This is a genomic window from Idiomarina zobellii (assembly GCF_900100855.1).
Lineage (GTDB): Bacteria > Pseudomonadota > Gammaproteobacteria > Enterobacterales > Alteromonadaceae > Idiomarina > Idiomarina zobellii.
On the sequence record NZ_FNCB01000024.1, the window covers coordinates 1 to 15041 of the forward strand.

Genomic DNA, 15041 nt, shown 5'->3' on the forward strand with positions numbered 1-15041 from the left:
TGTATACCGCCGCGCAGCAACGCTAGATACTGGCGTGGAGACCACCCGCGAAACGACGCAGTTAAAGCCTTGAAGCAAGGCCAGTTAGCGCAATGGAAGCATGATACCGGTTACCACCAGCGTTCATTAGCGGAAACCGCGATGTGGCGGTTCAAAAGCCTGACCGGCGAGCGGTTGCGTTACCATAGTTACAACGCGCAGGTCGGAGAGGGTTATGTACGGGTCGCCGTACTTAATAAATTAACACGCCTTGGGATGCCTGTGAGCGAAATGGTGCGCTAACCCCGAGAGGGAGAACGGGGAGTTTACCCTCAGTACTGATTTGATCAACAAGGCCGTTTCAAGGTGAACCTCATTAGCGCCGCATTTAAGCAGGGTATTCATAAAAGTATCGACAAAGCGGTCGTTCAGCTCAGCGAAGTCCGGCTTAGTCAGCGCCGGCAACACCAATGGAAAGCGCGTACTGTCGTGTGCCATCAAGACGCAGTTTCTGCGTTGCAGCGTAATGAGGTGACCGTGCCATCCGCTTAAAGGGTTGATATCAAGACTCGGCTTCTCATACAGCCACTTGCTCATTGGAGTGCCCGGCAGTGCACCGTCGCTGGTGATCGTTAGTTTTTCGAAGAGTTTGCGGGTGGCGTGGAGTTTTAGCATGTATTTTTTCGTTTTAACTCTTTGGGCAGAAAAGCGTCAATTTCGGCCTCGGCAAAAGTCATGTCTTCAAGTTGCTTTAATGCTTTTTGGGCCTTGATATAAGCACGATCATTGGTGATCGGACTTCCAGTATACACAGCGTGTGACTTTTCAATTAGCTCATCTCTTCGACAACGGATTTCATCTACAGTGTCAGCATCCATTTTCAAGTCCGTTAACAGAGAGAGATAACTTTCGCGAATTACCCATAAATCAGCTCCAGCTTGTCGATGTTTTTGGGCAATTTCTCCAAGGTCATAATCCTTGGTGTAAGAGTTCAGAACAAGTAGTATTGTAGATATAAAAACAGCGGCAAATGTACCGTAACTTTCATATTCTGATAGTACGCTAAAGTCAAAAAGTGCTGTCATTAAACCACCAGTTAATATTGCAGATAACACTATTTGCCAAAACTTAATTTGTTTGAGCTTGTCGACCAATATATCTGCACATTTCTCGTGAGTTTTGTGAGAGTAAACGACTCGGCCGTAGCATTCCCTTAGCTGAGCTTCTAGAACTCTGTTTGATTCATTCATAATCACTTCCATCCGCTATAATGGGTACATGAATTCGATCCTTAGCGACAACAACATTGTTTTGAACTAAATAACATTCCACAATGTGTTCGCCCAGAAAGTCGCTTTTTTCCTCCTTCATTCTTCGCCCGCCGTCAGGTACTATTTGTCCCCTGATACAGTCTCGTTTTTTGGCTACATCGCCCCTGTTGAGAACTTTCCAGTAGACTTGGCTAGACCCTCCGATTAATGGGAATTCTTTTACCCAAAATCTAAGTTTCTTATCAGCCTTCAAAGGTATTTTTCGGTCAAGCATTTCTCTAAGTTGGAACTTCCTAAAGCCTCGTTGCATGACCTCACAGTCGATTCGTAGTTGGTAGCGGATATCAACCGAAAACTTATCCTCGATAAACTCTTCGGTATTGGTCCAAGACTTTTTCTGATTGGCTCCAAGTTCTTCCTTAGACAACTTATCAGCTGCGGGAAAAGGACGACCGTAGAGCTTTTTCCATTTATTATTTTCAGATTCCGTACCTGAAGATTCGATCGCGTCTTTAGCTAGCTTATAAGCTTTCTGAGCTTTCTTTTGAAACTTCTTCTTCACCTTTACGCGTTGTCGGCTACCGGGGGCTGCGTATTCATTTTGGTCAGGGAGCTCAGACAGATATTTGAAGAAATCACGACTCATCCAGTCATAGAAACTATAACTTCTGGTATCGTATTCATTGGTTGAGTTTAGAAAGTTATAAGCTAGCGTGTCTATCAATAATCCGCCCATCGCCATTCCGTGCTGGTTCCTCCACGCCCTTGCCATTTTGCAAAGCCTTTTGAGGTTGGAGTTTTTTTGAGTGTTCAATTCATTCACAGCATCCATTTCGTCTCTGGGCTTCGTTATTTTCCAGGACCCGCTGTTTTTTGTGTCTGGATATTTGTAGCTGCAATCATCTTGCTCAAATACGGGCTGAACCTCGACTTGGAAGTTGGTGTAAGTTACCGTCACAACTAGACGGTCCACTCGAACATTTGTGGATGGATACCGCTTTAAAATGGCATTTTTTGTATCTTTTAGCAGCTTCGACTGGCCGCCAGATGTGTTATAGGTTTCCCATTTTGATTTGGGCATTATATAAAGCATGTCCAAATCAGAAATTCCGTTTATACCGGTTTTTCTTCCAAATGAACCCACCTGAAGGGTATTGCTTGTTTTTGATTCAGAGTCACGAAACTGTTTATTAAGTGCTGAAGTTATTTCCCCGTACCTCAGGCTTATCGTTGAAGTATTGCTGATTGCAAGGTTGCCGACAAAATCTGAAAACATCTCTGAAGTGCTCATTTTAATCAGTTTCCACTTCGTTGTTGTGGGCTTGCAAACTTCCCGACAACAGCTTGGGGAGCAAAGAGTCTCGAATGAGTCCTAGTGAGTGAGACTTCCTGATATTAATTTCGATTTTTGAATATAAAGGTCGAACTTGCTTGGAAAAGGCATCAATAATTTCCTTTTTTGGCACAATCACGGGAATCACCTTAAAATTCTTTTTACTGATTTCAGCGAACGTAGTGCCACTAGCTCGATTTTTTATTTCGTCCATATGCTCGCTGCACCATTGAAGAGTGAATTCAGGAGATAATACTTTTTCACACTTCATGGCAATGTAACCCTGATTAACTGCTAAAGGTAATTTCGTTAAAGCTAAATAGCCGACTGGTGCCCGAGATGACATCAAAACAGTATTAATTGGGAGAAGTCCTGAGCTTATTTTTGCTAATCCAGCTTCCGTAATCTTACGTTCGGTATCAACCAGAACCTTGTCAGTCAGGTTTGACAGGTCTCTAGGTGATGTCCAGGCTATATCTCCACCATCCCAAAATTCAGGGTTCTTAGTCGAAGGTGTTGCCCCACCCACAACGGTCACTTCCTTTCCAATGTCGCTTGAGCTCCACCCCTCCGGAATCTCACCCAGTTCGCTGTCTTGCATGGCGGAGGGGAAGAGTTCGGCGGTGGTGCGGAGTTGGTTGTAGTGCTCCGGGTTTTCGGTTTGGAGCTGGGTTAGTTGCGCTTTTTCCTTGCCGGATATAGCTTGCATGGCGGCGAGTAGGGCGTCTTCTTCGCTGCCGCCGGCTGCTAGTGCACTTATTTTGGCTTTAACGGGCTCGAAATCGACAAACCAGCTTTTGAAGATGGCTTGGGCGATTTGTTCTAGGGTTTGGTTGACTCTTGAATTCAGAGCTTCTTTTTCGTCAAGAGATGTTGCAGCAGAAACTATTTTTCGTTGTTCTTTCCAAGATGGTAGACGGACTTCAATGTTTTGGAGTCTTTTTGTATCAAGTTTACCAGCACCAATACCGGTATGTTCCACCATCTCAAGGAGTTTTTGCTTATTTGCTCTTAGCCAATAGTATATGTACGCTTCATCGACATACCTTTCAGCGATAAGAGCTTCTTTGACCCTTATAGCTTTTACGTCTTGATTGAAAGCTACGTCACGTTCGGCAATTCCAACCAGAATGTTTTTGTGCAGAGCACTGCCTCGTACGAGTAAAAGAATTGAGCCCTTCGAAGCAAGTCGAGAACCTGCGCGTAAACCAGCTTCCGTGATTTTTAAATCAGAGTCAGAATACCTAACTCCTCCCATTGATGATGCGCTAATCCAAGGTATATCACCGTTCCAGTAATCTTCAATTTTCTTTGACGGAGTTCCACCAGAAAACCAATCAGTTATTTCTCCTAGTGCCCTATAGTGTATCTTAGAGCCCATACCCAAGCCCCCCAAGATTACGCTTAATCTCAGCCTCCAAGCGCTCGCTTTCGGCAAACTGCTCGCTTAACTGTGCCGTTAGGCGTGCCATTTTCTCATTGAACGGCTCGCCGTCGTCTTCCTGTTCTTTTGCGCCTACGTAGCGGCCTGGGGTAAGCACAAAATCGTGCTTTTTAATGTCGTCTAAGTTAACGGATTTGCAGAAGCCGGCGATGTCTTCGTAGCCTTCACCTTGCTGCCATTGGTGAAATGTATCGGCAACTTTGGCAATGTCGTCGTTAGTAAAGTCGCGTAATACACGGTCTTTCATGTAGCCAAGTTCGCGTGCGTCAATAAACAAAAACTCGCCGCGGCGGTCGCGGTTTTTCTCGTTGCGAACCATGCCGTTGGCTTTGTCTTTGGTTAAAAACCAGATACACGCCGGTATTTGGGTATTGGTAAATAGCTGACCGGGCAGGGCAACCATGCATTCCACTAAGTCTTCTTCAATGAGCCGCTTACGAATTTCGCCTTCGTTATTGGTGTTCGAGCTCATTGAGCCATTCGCTAGCAAAATACCCATGCTGCCGGTTGGTGCCAAATGGTGCAGCATATGCTGCACCCAGGCAAAGTTGGCGTTACCTTTAGGTGGCGTACCGTACTTCCAGCGAACGTCATCAGCCAGCGACTCGTTCCACCAGTCTTTCACGTTAAACGGTGGGTTGGCCATGACAAAATCTGCGCGTAGATCAGCGTGTTGATCGTTTAAAAAGCTGTCGGCGTTTTTCTTGCCAAAGTTAAAGTCGATACCGCGTATGGCCATGTTCATAGCCGCTAAGCGCCAAGTGGTCGGGTTGGACTCCTGGCCGTAGACCGAAATATGCTTTCGCTGCTCGGAGGCGTCGTAGTGCTGCTCTTTGGCATGCTCTTCAATGAACTTATCGCTGGATACAAAAAATCCGCCAGAGCCCATAGCAGGGTCATACACACGACCGGAATAGGGCTGCAACATTTCGACAATTAGCGTCACGATGCTTTTTGGCGTGTAGTACTGGCCGCCTTGCTTGCCTTCAGCGAGTGCGAACTGCCCCAGGAAATATTCGTAAACGTGGCCAAGAATGTCCTTGCTTTGTAAGTTAAGGCGCTCACCACCAAGCTCTGGTTTGGTGAATGAGGTGTCCGAGAAGGTGTTAATAAGACCAATGAGCTTCTCGTTTTCTAACTGATATTGGCTGATACGGTTAAGAATGCCTTTGAGCTTACTGTTACTTTTCTCGATTTCTTCCAAGGCGTTGTCGATAAGCCAGGACACAGAGCGCAATTTCACGTCGTTACCGGCATCGTCCTGCCACAAAACACTACCAATAGGCAGTACGGCTTTTTCTTTTAATGTGCTCCAGCGGGCCGCTTTGGGTACCCAAAACACGTTGGCTTCACGGTAATAATCGAGCACTTCCAGTTCTTCGGTTAAGGCTTCCTGGTACTCTTCGTCACTGTCGAAGTCATCGCGCGGCAGGTAGTAAAGGTTGTCTTCGTCGTCGGTTTTGAAAAGCTCAAGTAATTGCTCCTGACGCTCTTCAAAGGCGTCTGATACGTACTTTAAGAAAATAAGCCCCAGCACGACGTGTTTATAGTTGGCGGCATCTAAATTAGCACGCAGTTTATCGGCAGCTTTCCAGAGTTTGTCATCGAGTTGTTTTAAGAATTTTTGCTCGGTGTTGTCCATGTTTTACGGCGTCCTTTTAAATGAATTTTAGCGGGCGGGCGAATTGTTTTCGTAGCCCGGCGCTATCGCTAAATTACTGGTGTTCATTAAACTTGTGCGGTTACGTAACCACAATTGATATTCGGGGCCATTTAATGTGGCCTCTTCGGTGCAATCGACATTCCAACGACGTAATAAATAACCGGCCATGGCAGCACGAACATCAATGGTAAGTAAACCGTTCTTCATGGCATAGTCCATTTCAATGGCTTTCGGGAATTTAACGTTGTTGGGGTGAGGAACCAATTGCAAAGAAATCGCGCGTTGCCATTCGGTATCGGAATTGCTGTCTTCTCCAAATTCGTAATTACCAATGAGCTTCACATTACTAATTCGGGTTAACACAAAATCGCGAAAACTTTCGGTTTTTCGATCAAACGCACGAACGTGCCAGCGCATGCCGTTATCAACAATTGAGTGCGGTACAATTTCTCGTTTTCCGGAGCCGCTGCTAAGCGATGTGTAATTAATTTCGAGTGCCCGATCATTAAGAATGGCTTGCACAGTTCTAGCCACAATAAAAATGTCCGGAACGTTCAAGCTGGAAGGTGCTTCAACCGGAAAATGTAAATCGCCAATGGCGTCGAAACCATCGGAAATATCATTCGCCAATTTAATTAAACTGCGTTTGGCGTCATGGTCGAAAAGCGGTTTAAATTCACTGGTCTGGAAGTAACGTTTTTGCTTAACGTCGTATTCAAGATTTTGCGGTGCTAATTCTTTGTAGAGATTAAAGTCACGGGAGCCCGCCGATAACCCAACTTCGAATCGTTTAATTAAGTCCTGGCGGTAAATCGAACCTTTAAAAAGCAAACAAAAATCGATGTACGCTAAGCGCTGTTTTTGCGAAAAAGCGAGTTTTTCCAGCATCATCCATGGCCACTTGTTATCGTTATTTTCGTCTTAGTGTGGTTCATTTTGGTGTGCATGTAAAGCAGTTAGGTGGTAGAGCCTAAAAATGTATCAGGGCGGGGATTTGTACAACAGAGTGGTGACAGAAGCTGTATTTCGAAAACATCCTCTGACATCAACGTGTCCAAAACCAGGATCAGTTACCACTTTGTTGTACAGAAGGTCGCTTTGGCAATTTGCGGTAACCAGGCACTTTGTCACCACATACTAGGTTCCGTACAACAGATAGTATTTATTACTAAACATAGTCATTGATACCGACTTGCAATGACAGGCTCGTGCCGCTTTGGGAGTCGCAAACACGCAAACAACCGAGAACAAGTGCAGTACTAATAGTCTGGTGTACGCCAAGTTGCGCTGGCCATATAAGTCGGAGGTGTTTTGCGAACCATCACAATGTGCCGTACACCAGATGGTATTTAGTACAGAATACCGTTAACGTGAGCATTGCTTTGCCGCGCTTAGGCAAGGGTGATTGTGACGAAGGAGGGTTGAAATGGATATTAACTCAGTTGCCAATAGAGGTGTCTTACTGGCGGGTATGGCAGGTGAACTTCTGTTTGAATCAGGTTGGTTTGAAAGTTTCAGCGATTTGGTGATGCAGTTTCTGCGAACGCAAAACGAAAGTAATGCTGCGGCAATTACTTCTGATCTGCAATTATTTAAATTGCTTAGCTCGAATCGAGAATCGGTAACGCCTGAAAAATTTAAAACGTTGAGTTTGAAGTATGCGCCGGAACTTGAAAGTACGTGGATTGATTCTGAAACGCCTGATAAAAAGGAAACTCTGGGTGCCTGGTGGCTTTTAGAAATTGTTCTGAATGTATTTTTATCGAGGCAGCCTGATCTGCAATTTGAAAAACTCAATGAATTTTTAGCCGATGAGAAAGTGGCGGTTGCGGTTTATCTGCAACAAAAAGATTCGCTTAGCGTTTTGTCTCATATCGAAAAATGGATTGGTGGCGATTGGGAAAGCAGCGCTGAATTCGAAACCAGAAAAATACTTTTGTGGCTTGCCTTTTTCGAAAAGTTTCTTCGTGTAACCACGGCAGGTTTTGATGAGCGCTTTCCAGAGCCAGCCATGATGAAAATGTTTTTGCCTGTTGCCGAAAACAATAAATTGATATTGAGTAATGAGCGATATGTAGCAGCGATAAAACAAAAATGCGTTGGCACTGAAGAAAGTTGGGGTTCGTTTTATGAAAAAATAACGGAAGCGAAATGCACTTTTTATTCGAAAGAAGGTGATGACCCGAAAGCTGCTGTCGAAAAATCAGTAAAAAGAATTCGCGCGGGTAAGACCCGGTTAAACAGAAAAAACTATGAGAGTAATTTCCGCGTCCTCGATACCGAATTAAGACAAGCCCCCATGCAGCCGGTTGAGTTGGTTGCTATATTCTGTGAAGTGATGACGAAAAAGCAAGTGGCGATGCTCAATGACAATGGCACGCCCACGGATATTGAAAAAGTGTTTGCCGTTTACCCCAGAATTTATGAGCAATTCACTGACTGATTCAGCGAAATTTTAAAATTCCATTCAGATGTCCTCCTCATCGACGAGTTGCCATGAAAACATCCTCTTTGCTGTTTCAGCAAATTAACTAACTTAAGACTTAGAGGACAAAAAAATGGCCAGAACATCAAATGATGACCGTTCAGATTCAATGAACCCAAACAATGACGCCTACTGGGATAGTTTGGACAACCATGCTAACCAGTTGAACCCAAATCACGACGAGTACGGTGGAGGCTGGGAAGCCGAGGAAGAGGAATAGTCAGTCTTAATTGTTCCGCTTAAACATTATTGCGGGCTGGCATGATGTTAGTCCGCAACGTTAACCTTTGCCGCTAATTGAAAACACCGTACTCCAAGCGATGGATAACAGAGATTACTTGCTGAAACTCGAAGAATGAGTTCAGGTTTTCGATAGGTGAGCGCCCACCGAGCCTTTTACAAGGCTTTTTAAGCCAGTTAATAGCAGCGCATACCTTGCCCTCAAAAAGGGACTCAGAGGCCTCTATGGCTTCGATTAACGCATAAATACGGTTGCTTTCTACCCTGGTAAAGCGTCTGCGCTTTCTTTTTTGTACCTTATTCCGGTCAGGAAGGTTAAGCGCATTCAATATCTCAGTTTCTGACAGCTCCGTTTCGTGCGCAAGAGAAGCGACAACGCCAAAAGTGAAACCTTGCACGATAGCATCGCCCATTGCCGGGTAGTCTTCAGGTAGTCCTAGCTTTTGCTTTAAAGTCAGCTTTAAAGGCTGTTGCGCAGTCTTGGGGATGTAGTGTTCGTGGTGCATTTGAGTGCCTCACAGTGAAAGCTCACTCAGAGCCTTTCTTCTTGCTTTGAATATAGGTGACAAGCAAGTGAATACCCAGCATCACGACCGGCATCACCGCTACCCAAATTAATAATGACTCGTCGCCCATCAAATACTCCAACCAGGTTACCAAGTACTTAGAATAGCATTTTCTGTTGGATTTACAGCCACTATGCGGTCGAGAACTCGGATGCGTGTGGCAGAGAAACAAAAAAGCCACCGGTGACGGTGGCTAGGAAGTATCGCTTAGCATGACATTGCGGCTCCGATTGCCAAGTGTGAGAGGCTAGCGATGTGAGCATATTAACAGAGCAAAATGGTAAGCGGAAGAAAAAGGCGGTAACGGACTAAAAATACGCAACGTCTGCTAGCCACGTTGAAATCTCCGATACAGTGTGTAACTTTCAACTTGGCTTAATTTTTAACCATGTTATAAAGAGTCTTTCCTGATTAACCGCTAAAGGGACAAAGTGCGATGGATAGCATAGTAGCGTACTCACCGTTAGGCCTTGTTGCCGCCACGATCATCATAGTTTTTTATGGTATCTCCCAAAATAAAAAATACCGAGCACGCCTGGAATATATCTCGCAGCGAGAGTCGATGTTATCGGAACAATCAGTTGATGAGCTTCTTTCTAAACAGCGTCAGGAAAAAGCAGACTTTGAGGAGAAGCAGCGTGTGGGTCGTGATTACTTGGATAAACTTGAGAAAGCGATTGAGCCCACAACAGCGCAGCTAAATCGGATTGAAGTGGGTTTGGTGCCTCCTATTTTTCGATTCGATGATAGTGAAGAGTTAAAAAAGAATATTCGCAAGTGTCGAGAAGAGCAGTTTGAGTGTATTAGCGCGGGCTTGGCTACTAATTCTTTTACTCAATGGGACTGGATGGGAAGCCGCAAGGACGGGGACCGGATGATAAAAGATTATCGTCAGTTACTGCTCGATGCGTTTAATGCAGAGTTTGAAGTGATAAGACGACAAATGCGAGCGGCGACGTTCGATAAAGCCGTGGACAAGCTTGAACGGTTGGTTGACCAGCTTTCCAAACTCGGTGAGACAACGGGCGTTCAGGTATCGCGGCGTTATGCATTGCTCAAAGAAGATGAGCTTAGGTGCTGGCATGCAGAGCTTGAGCATCGTGAAGAGCTGAAGCAGGAGCGTAAGCGGCAGAGAGAATTATTGCGCTCTCAGCAAAGTTCGGGGGATGATTCTGAGGAATTGTCTGAAGAGATTGCATCACGAGATAGTGAGTTACTTAAAGCGCAGAAAAAAGCAGAGGAACTGGCTGGCGCTGAGCGGGCACGACTAGAGCGGATGATTGAAGATATCAAGGCGGAGAAAGCGCGGTTAGAAGAAAAGCAAACTCGGGCGATGTCACAAGCGCAGATCACGCGAGCCGGTTATATCTATGTCATATCAAATGAAGGTAGCTTTGGTGAAGGTGTGGTTAAGATTGGTATGACCCGACGTTTAGAGCCAATGGATAGGGTGAGAGAGCTTGGAGATGCATCAGTGCCGTTCCGATTTGACGTTCATGCGCTGGCTTTTGTTGAGGATGCTCCTGCATTAGAAAAGACATTACATGATGTCTTTAATGATCGACGGGTAAACACCGAAAATTTCCGTAAAGAGTTTTTCCGCGTGTCACCGGAAGAGGTGCGATCAGTTATAGAGGAAAAGGGAATTGATACGGACTGGTACCTGACAGCAGAGGCTAAGGAATACCATGAGTCGGAGTTGATGCGAAACGCTATGAAACAGGCAAAGCGTGCACGTAAAGAACGTGAAGACTCAGCTCTACCGGAGGCAATATGATGGCAGCGCTAATTATTTGGGGGGGCACCATACTGGCACTTGGTTTAAGTGCCTATTTTGCGATTAAAGCTCATCGTCGGGCGGCATCGGTTGTGGAAGATTATATGCGGCTGTCTGCGGTATTTTCTGAGGTTGATAAAGGTCAGGCTGAGCTTGATGAGGTTGAGCGCGAATACCGAGATTTACAAACACAGTATGCCCGTCGAAAGCAAGAGTTAGAGTCGAACCGCCGGGTAATAGCGCAATATGACATTGGCGCAGGTACAGTTGACGACTCGCTAATGCAAGTAACACATAGCACGGACGATATTGATGACTTACAGAGCCGGCTATCAAGTGTGAAAGACGCAATAAAAGCGATGGTGAAGGCCAAGCGTGCGTGCGTCTGCTATATGGGGAATGACATAACCATAAATGGTCGCAAGGCGGGTGTTAAGACGCTTTTTAATCGTGAGATACGGCTGCGCCTAAGGTGTTTTGATAATGAGGTGAAATCAGCCATTGCGTTGGCTAATTGGAATAATATCGGACGACTTAATGAGCGAGTGAGACGAGCTTTCAAAGAGATTAATGACCGCGGGCAATTGGTTAAGACATTCATAGACAAAGAATATCTAGAGCTTCGTCTTAAAGAGCTCAATTTGAGTTTCGAAATATCCGAGCTAAAGACATTGAAGAAGGAAGAAGAGCGCGAAGAACGCCGTTTAGAGCGTGAAGCTGAGCGAGAAGAGCAAAAGATAAAGGCGGCAGCTGAGAAGGCCAAAAAAGACAGAGAGCGCATGGAAAAGCTTGTCGCAAAAGAGCTGGCTAAGTTAGACGGTATGACCGAGGCACAACGGCAAGAGCTGGAAATGCATCAGAAAGAGCTTGAGGAGCTTAAAAGTCGCGAGCAAAGAGCGGTATCGATGGCACAGCAGACCAGAGCAGGTTTTGTTTATGTCATATCGAATGTTAATTCATTCGGTGAGGGGGTTGTGAAGATCGGAATGACCCGTCGTGCCGACCCGAATGAGCGAGTCCGCGAATTGGGGGATGCTTCAGTACCAGACACTTTCGATGTGCATGGTTTCTTCTATTGTGAGGACGCACCAAGATTAGAGTCTGACGTTCATAAAGTGTTTGACGACAAGCGGGTTAATCTCATTAATAAACGCAAAGAATTCTTCTATATCGATGCTAACGAAGCGTTAAAGCAAATTGAGTCCCATGAGATTGAAACGATACCAGTAGTGGTTGGTTAAGTTCTGTTGAGTCCGGCGAATTGATGTTTAGGCGATAATGTAAGGTCTGCTATAAGCGAGGAACGGACCATCGGACTTTTTGGACTAATTCAACGAGTTACAAAGTGAGCACGCACAATATATAAATGTTAGGTTGCACGAAAAAATAGCCTTGAGGAGAAGCTATGGACCAAGACGACATCAACAACACTGAGTGGAATGATTCGACAAATTGGTCTCCGCCACGATGGCTGGGAATCTACTTCAGTAAAAAGGACTCGAGGAGCTGGGTACCTAAGCCGTTTCCAATCCTGGGTTGGACGGTAAACCTCGGCCAACCAAAGGGCGTTATGTGGGCGTTGCTCATAGGTGCTGCAGCACTTGCCATTGCATTTTTGGCAGGTTGGCTATCTGCAACCTAACAAATCGCTCAAGTACGCTCCGGCCCTTCGGGCCTCCACCGGACGCGGCTAACGCCGCGCCGCTTAGCTTAGACGTTAGGCAATCAAAGTAAGGAGCCATGATGAATGATGAGCTAGCCCGACTTATGGATCAGATGGAGCAGTCAAAAGAGAAAACTAGCGAGCATGCGATTTCCTCCAAGATCAATAAGGCTACAGAAGAAGATCAAAGCCCAGAAGCTATTGCCGAAAGACTTGCGTTTGGGTTTTGTGAGGATTACTTGGATAAACAGAATGGCTGGGGCACATATTATGGCCCGATGATGGTATGGGTTGGCGATGATGGTAAGGCCTACGAAAGCCCGAGTCTTTCCTTGGTTAACGACAACGTCGTTGAGCATTGGATAACCCGATCACAAAATACCAAAAATCCGATAATGAAAGCTCGCTATTCCGGGCTTGTGTGGGATCTTTCAGAAGCTGCCATTGGCAAAAAGCCTGACTACAAAATTGCTATCGATTATGTAAATGCCCTTCTTGACGTCACCGATAACGATCTATGCGAGCATCCAACTGAAACTATTACGAAAGTCACAAGAGCGTATAGAGTGGCTTCCGCTTTAAATAACTCTGATTTGATAAAAAATTGCATTGAGAGTGCCATTAACCTTGAAGACAGAATTGCAGAAGATAACAAGGCGGGCCTCTGGGGGTTTTGCTTCGATCTTTTCGTATTAGGTAAATGTAGGAGTTTGTCTGAAGCTCAAGAGAAAAAACTAATAGAGGATCTTGAGTCTCGATTGGAAAGAGTTTCTAAAGATTGCTCCCCTTGGGTTTGTGAGTCAGCAGGTATTCCGCTGGCCACCTATTATCGCAGCAAAGGAATGGACGCTGAGGTAACCAGAGTAGTTGATGTTGTTGGACGTTGTTTTGAGGATGCGTGTGAAGGTTTGGCAGCAATGCAGGCTTCATCTTGGCTTCAGCACGTACATGATGTCTATATCAGCTTTAACATGAAAGAGGGCGCGGAAAGAGTTTCAAAGAAAATTTCGGAGGTTGGTCCGGGAGTTGCAGAAAGCATGCAAGGGTTTTCTCACAGCATGGAAATACCTAGAGAAAAGCTCGATGCCTATCTGGATTCTATGACTAGCGGTGGCCTTGAAAAGACCCTCAATAGGATTGCAATACAGTTTCTCCCTAAAAAGGCTCAGGTGCAGCAACAAGTACTGGAACTGGCCAAGAATCACCCGCTAACCTATTTATTTACCAAAACTCTGCAAGACCATAAAGGTAGGCCTGTAGCAACTATTGGTAGCATTGAAAACGATTTAGAAGGAAATGTTATTCATCAGCTTTCCCAGAATATGGGGTTTGACTCATTCTTTCTCAGGCACTCATTTAACAAAGCCTTAGAGGTTTATGGGATGAGTGCAGATGACGTAACGAGCTTTATTCTGAAGTCACAGATATTTGAAGATTCAAAAAAGGATATCGTGCAAAAAGGCGTAAAATCTTATTTGGAAGAAGATTATATGTCCGCAATCCATATTCTGGTTCCCCAGGCAGAAGCTGCGATCAGAACACTAGTTGAGTTAATGGGTGGTGCAACGTTGAGAAGGAATCGGCAGGGTGGTTTGCAGTTGAGAACGTTTGATGACCTGCTCAGAGATGAAAGTGTTGAAAATTGTTTTGGTGCAGACACGTCTTTCTATTTCAGAATGCTGCTCACTGACCAAAGAGGGTGGAATGTGAGAAATGACGAATGCCATGGAATTAGCCCAGCGGGTGCATTTAATTATTCAATTGCAGACAGAGTTATGCATGTAATGCTATGTCTGTCACAAGTGAGAGAGAGCAATGCCTAACAAAGTGCTGCTGTCGGACAAATTTTGCGCTACGCTCCAAATTTGCCGCAGAGCATGGAGTTAGATTTACTAATTATTTCGGGGTAAAACTTGATTAACAAAACAAGAATAGATGAGTTGTTAAAGTCGATTCCTGGAGCTAGAAAAGCTTCCTTAGGTATTATTTTCCCTCTCGTTAACGGAGAATTTCCAAAAGCAGCATTTACAAATGAAGAGCTTAATGGGCGAATAATGGGTGAAAAGTTTGGAGATGAATTTCATCTAAGAACTATTTTCACACGTGAGGAAGTGCAAGGTCTTACACCTGATGAATTGTTTTATGTTGAGCTCTGTTCTAAAAAAGAGAGCATAAGATTAAGAGCTATCAAAGGAGCTCATGACTATTTATTGAGATTAAGATCTGAAGCTATTGCCGATTTTCCGAGGGCTGTAAGAGTATTTGGTGCTAGAAAAACTAGCTACCAAAATAAAGGTCGACCATGGTCGCTCACGAGAGTGTTCAATATTCTGTGTCAGCCAAGTTTTCATAAATCTATGTGGCCATCCAGTCGACCTTCAAAGTGGATGGTTAGCTGAGACAGTGTCAGATTCCAGTTCTGCACCGGGTGCGACCAGCGCTCAGTTGCTTTTAACATACCCGCGTACAGCAGCTTAAGCAAGCTACCTTCATTGCTAAAACCGCCTTTGGTTTTGGTCAGTTTTCTGAACTGGCGGTGTACCGCCTCAACGGCATTGGTTGTGTAGATAACGGTCCGAACATAGTCGGGGTATTTAAAATACGCTGAGAGTGTCGCCCA

The 15041-nt window shown here is 45.1% G+C and carries 16 protein-coding genes; 8 read left to right on the forward strand and 8 right to left on the reverse strand.

Annotated elements, in window-relative coordinates:
* Window positions 1-282 (forward strand): transposase (locus BLT32_RS12940; RefSeq protein ID WP_342341495.1); only part of this gene is annotated, 282 nt, incomplete at its 5' end.
* On the opposite strand, the gene BLT32_RS13170 is transcribed toward BLT32_RS12940, so the two are convergent.
* Genes BLT32_RS13170 through BLT32_RS12550 form a run of 6 tightly spaced genes read right to left on the reverse strand, consistent with a single transcriptional unit; the run spans window position 241 to window position 6578 of the window.
* The gene (locus BLT32_RS13170) at window positions 241-654 is read right to left on the reverse strand and encodes a DUF6933 domain-containing protein (RefSeq protein WP_200906818.1); all 414 of its coding nucleotides are present in this window, start codon (window positions 652-654) and stop codon (window positions 241-243) included. The genes BLT32_RS12940 and BLT32_RS13170 overlap by 42 nt on opposite strands.
* Window positions 648-1229 carry an SLATT domain-containing protein gene (locus BLT32_RS12530; RefSeq protein ID WP_082343285.1) on the reverse strand — a complete coding sequence of 194 codons (582 nt, stop codon included), beginning with the start codon at window positions 1227-1229 and terminating at the stop codon, window positions 648-650. The genes BLT32_RS13170 and BLT32_RS12530 overlap by 7 nt, the downstream gene beginning before the upstream one ends.
* A complete protein-coding gene (locus BLT32_RS12535; RefSeq protein WP_053954609.1) occupies window positions 1222-2541 on the reverse strand; it encodes an SMODS domain-containing nucleotidyltransferase in 1320 nt (439 codons plus the stop codon). The genes BLT32_RS12530 and BLT32_RS12535 overlap by 8 nt, the downstream gene beginning before the upstream one ends.
* A 1-nt stretch (window position 2542) precedes the next feature.
* Window positions 2543-3964 (reverse strand): restriction endonuclease subunit S, encoded by a 1422-nt coding sequence (locus BLT32_RS12540; RefSeq protein ID WP_053954608.1) that lies wholly within the window; start codon window positions 3962-3964, stop codon window positions 2543-2545.
* The gene (locus tag BLT32_RS12545; RefSeq protein ID WP_053954607.1) at window positions 3954-5669 is read right to left on the reverse strand and encodes a class I SAM-dependent DNA methyltransferase; all 1716 of its coding nucleotides are present in this window, start codon (window positions 5667-5669) and stop codon (window positions 3954-3956) included. Before BLT32_RS12545 ends, BLT32_RS12540 begins: the two co-directional genes overlap by 11 nt.
* Window positions 5670-5696: 27 nt before the next feature.
* On the reverse strand, window positions 5697-6578 hold the full coding sequence (locus BLT32_RS12550) for a WYL domain-containing protein (protein WP_053954611.1): 882 nt from the start codon (window positions 6576-6578) through the stop codon (window positions 5697-5699).
* A gap of 538 nt (window positions 6579-7116) precedes the next feature.
* On the opposite strand from BLT32_RS12550, the gene BLT32_RS12555 reads away from it, so the two are divergent.
* Together BLT32_RS12555 and BLT32_RS12950 are read left to right on the forward strand one after the other, a co-directional pair.
* Window positions 7117-8133: a hypothetical protein gene (locus BLT32_RS12555; protein ID WP_053954606.1), complete on the forward strand. Its 1017-nt coding sequence runs from the start codon at window positions 7117-7119 to the stop codon at window positions 8131-8133.
* A gap of 115 nt (window positions 8134-8248) precedes the next feature.
* Entirely contained in the window at window positions 8249-8395 is a 147-nt protein-coding gene (locus BLT32_RS12950) for a hypothetical protein (RefSeq protein WP_006954220.1), read from the forward strand.
* A 73-nt stretch (window positions 8396-8468) separates the two neighbouring features.
* On the opposite strand, the gene BLT32_RS12560 is transcribed toward BLT32_RS12950, so the two are convergent.
* Complete coding sequence (locus BLT32_RS12560; RefSeq protein ID WP_053954605.1) at window positions 8469-8921, reverse strand: Xre family toxin-antitoxin system antitoxin; 453 nt, start codon at window positions 8919-8921, stop codon at window positions 8469-8471.
* 496 nt (window positions 8922-9417) lie between these two features.
* Here BLT32_RS12560 and BLT32_RS13080 point away from each other — a divergent pair, with 496 nt between their 5' ends.
* The 5 genes from BLT32_RS13080 to BLT32_RS12895 all read left to right on the forward strand — a co-directional run bounded on the left by BLT32_RS13080 (window position 9418) and on the right by BLT32_RS12895 (window position 14820).
* Window positions 9418-10758, forward strand: a complete 1341-nt coding sequence (locus tag BLT32_RS13080; protein WP_053954604.1) for an SNIPE associated domain-containing protein — start codon at window positions 9418-9420, stop codon at window positions 10756-10758.
* The gene (locus tag BLT32_RS12570) at window positions 10755-11999 is read left to right on the forward strand and encodes an SNIPE associated domain-containing protein (RefSeq protein ID WP_053954603.1); all 1245 of its coding nucleotides are present in this window, start codon (window positions 10755-10757) and stop codon (window positions 11997-11999) included. Before BLT32_RS13080 ends, BLT32_RS12570 begins: the two co-directional genes overlap by 4 nt.
* Before the next feature lie 164 nt (window positions 12000-12163).
* Window positions 12164-12400: a DUF5808 domain-containing protein gene (locus BLT32_RS12575; RefSeq protein WP_053954602.1), complete on the forward strand. Its 237-nt coding sequence runs from the start codon at window positions 12164-12166 to the stop codon at window positions 12398-12400.
* Window positions 12401-12498: 98 nt separating this feature from the next.
* Window positions 12499-14244: a DUF4209 domain-containing protein gene (locus tag BLT32_RS12580; protein WP_082343283.1), complete on the forward strand. Its 1746-nt coding sequence runs from the start codon at window positions 12499-12501 to the stop codon at window positions 14242-14244.
* 90 nt (window positions 14245-14334) lie between these two features.
* Complete coding sequence (locus BLT32_RS12895; protein WP_143020978.1) at window positions 14335-14820, forward strand: hypothetical protein; 486 nt, start codon at window positions 14335-14337, stop codon at window positions 14818-14820.
* On the opposite strand, the gene BLT32_RS12585 is transcribed toward BLT32_RS12895, so the two are convergent.
* On the reverse strand, window positions 14769-15041 hold a 273-nt coding region (locus BLT32_RS12585), incomplete at its 5' end, for a transposase (protein ID WP_143020979.1). The two genes, BLT32_RS12895 and BLT32_RS12585, sit on opposite strands and share 52 nt — an antisense overlap.

Bases quoted from the DNA above. Each gene is read 5' to 3' on its own strand.
- BLT32_RS13170 (WP_200906818.1), bottom strand. From the start codon at position 654: ATGCTAAAACTCCACGCCACCCGCAAACTCTTCGAAAAACTAACGATC.
- BLT32_RS12530 (WP_082343285.1), bottom strand. From the start codon at position 1,229: ATGAATGAATCAAACAGAGTTCTAGAAGCTCAGCTAAGGGAATGCTAC.
- BLT32_RS12535 (WP_053954609.1), bottom strand. From the start codon at position 2,541: ATGAGCACTTCAGAGATGTTTTCAGATTTTGTCGGCAACCTTGCAATC.
- BLT32_RS12540 (WP_053954608.1), bottom strand. From the start codon at position 3,964: ATGGGCTCTAAGATACACTATAGGGCACTAGGAGAAATAACTGATTGG.
- BLT32_RS12545 (WP_053954607.1), bottom strand. From the start codon at position 5,669: ATGGACAACACCGAGCAAAAATTCTTAAAACAACTCGATGACAAACTC.
- BLT32_RS12550 (WP_053954611.1), bottom strand. From the start codon at position 6,578: ATGCTGGAAAAACTCGCTTTTTCGCAAAAACAGCGCTTAGCGTACATC.
- BLT32_RS12555 (WP_053954606.1), top strand. From the start codon at position 7,117: ATGGATATTAACTCAGTTGCCAATAGAGGTGTCTTACTGGCGGGTATG.
- BLT32_RS12950 (WP_006954220.1), top strand. From the start codon at position 8,249: ATGGCCAGAACATCAAATGATGACCGTTCAGATTCAATGAACCCAAAC.
- BLT32_RS12560 (WP_053954605.1), bottom strand. From the start codon at position 8,921: ATGCACCACGAACACTACATCCCCAAGACTGCGCAACAGCCTTTAAAG.
- BLT32_RS13080 (WP_053954604.1), top strand. From the start codon at position 9,418: ATGGATAGCATAGTAGCGTACTCACCGTTAGGCCTTGTTGCCGCCACG.
- BLT32_RS12570 (WP_053954603.1), top strand. From the start codon at position 10,755: ATGATGGCAGCGCTAATTATTTGGGGGGGCACCATACTGGCACTTGGT.
- BLT32_RS12575 (WP_053954602.1), top strand. From the start codon at position 12,164: ATGGACCAAGACGACATCAACAACACTGAGTGGAATGATTCGACAAAT.
- BLT32_RS12580 (WP_082343283.1), top strand. From the start codon at position 12,499: ATGATGAATGATGAGCTAGCCCGACTTATGGATCAGATGGAGCAGTCA.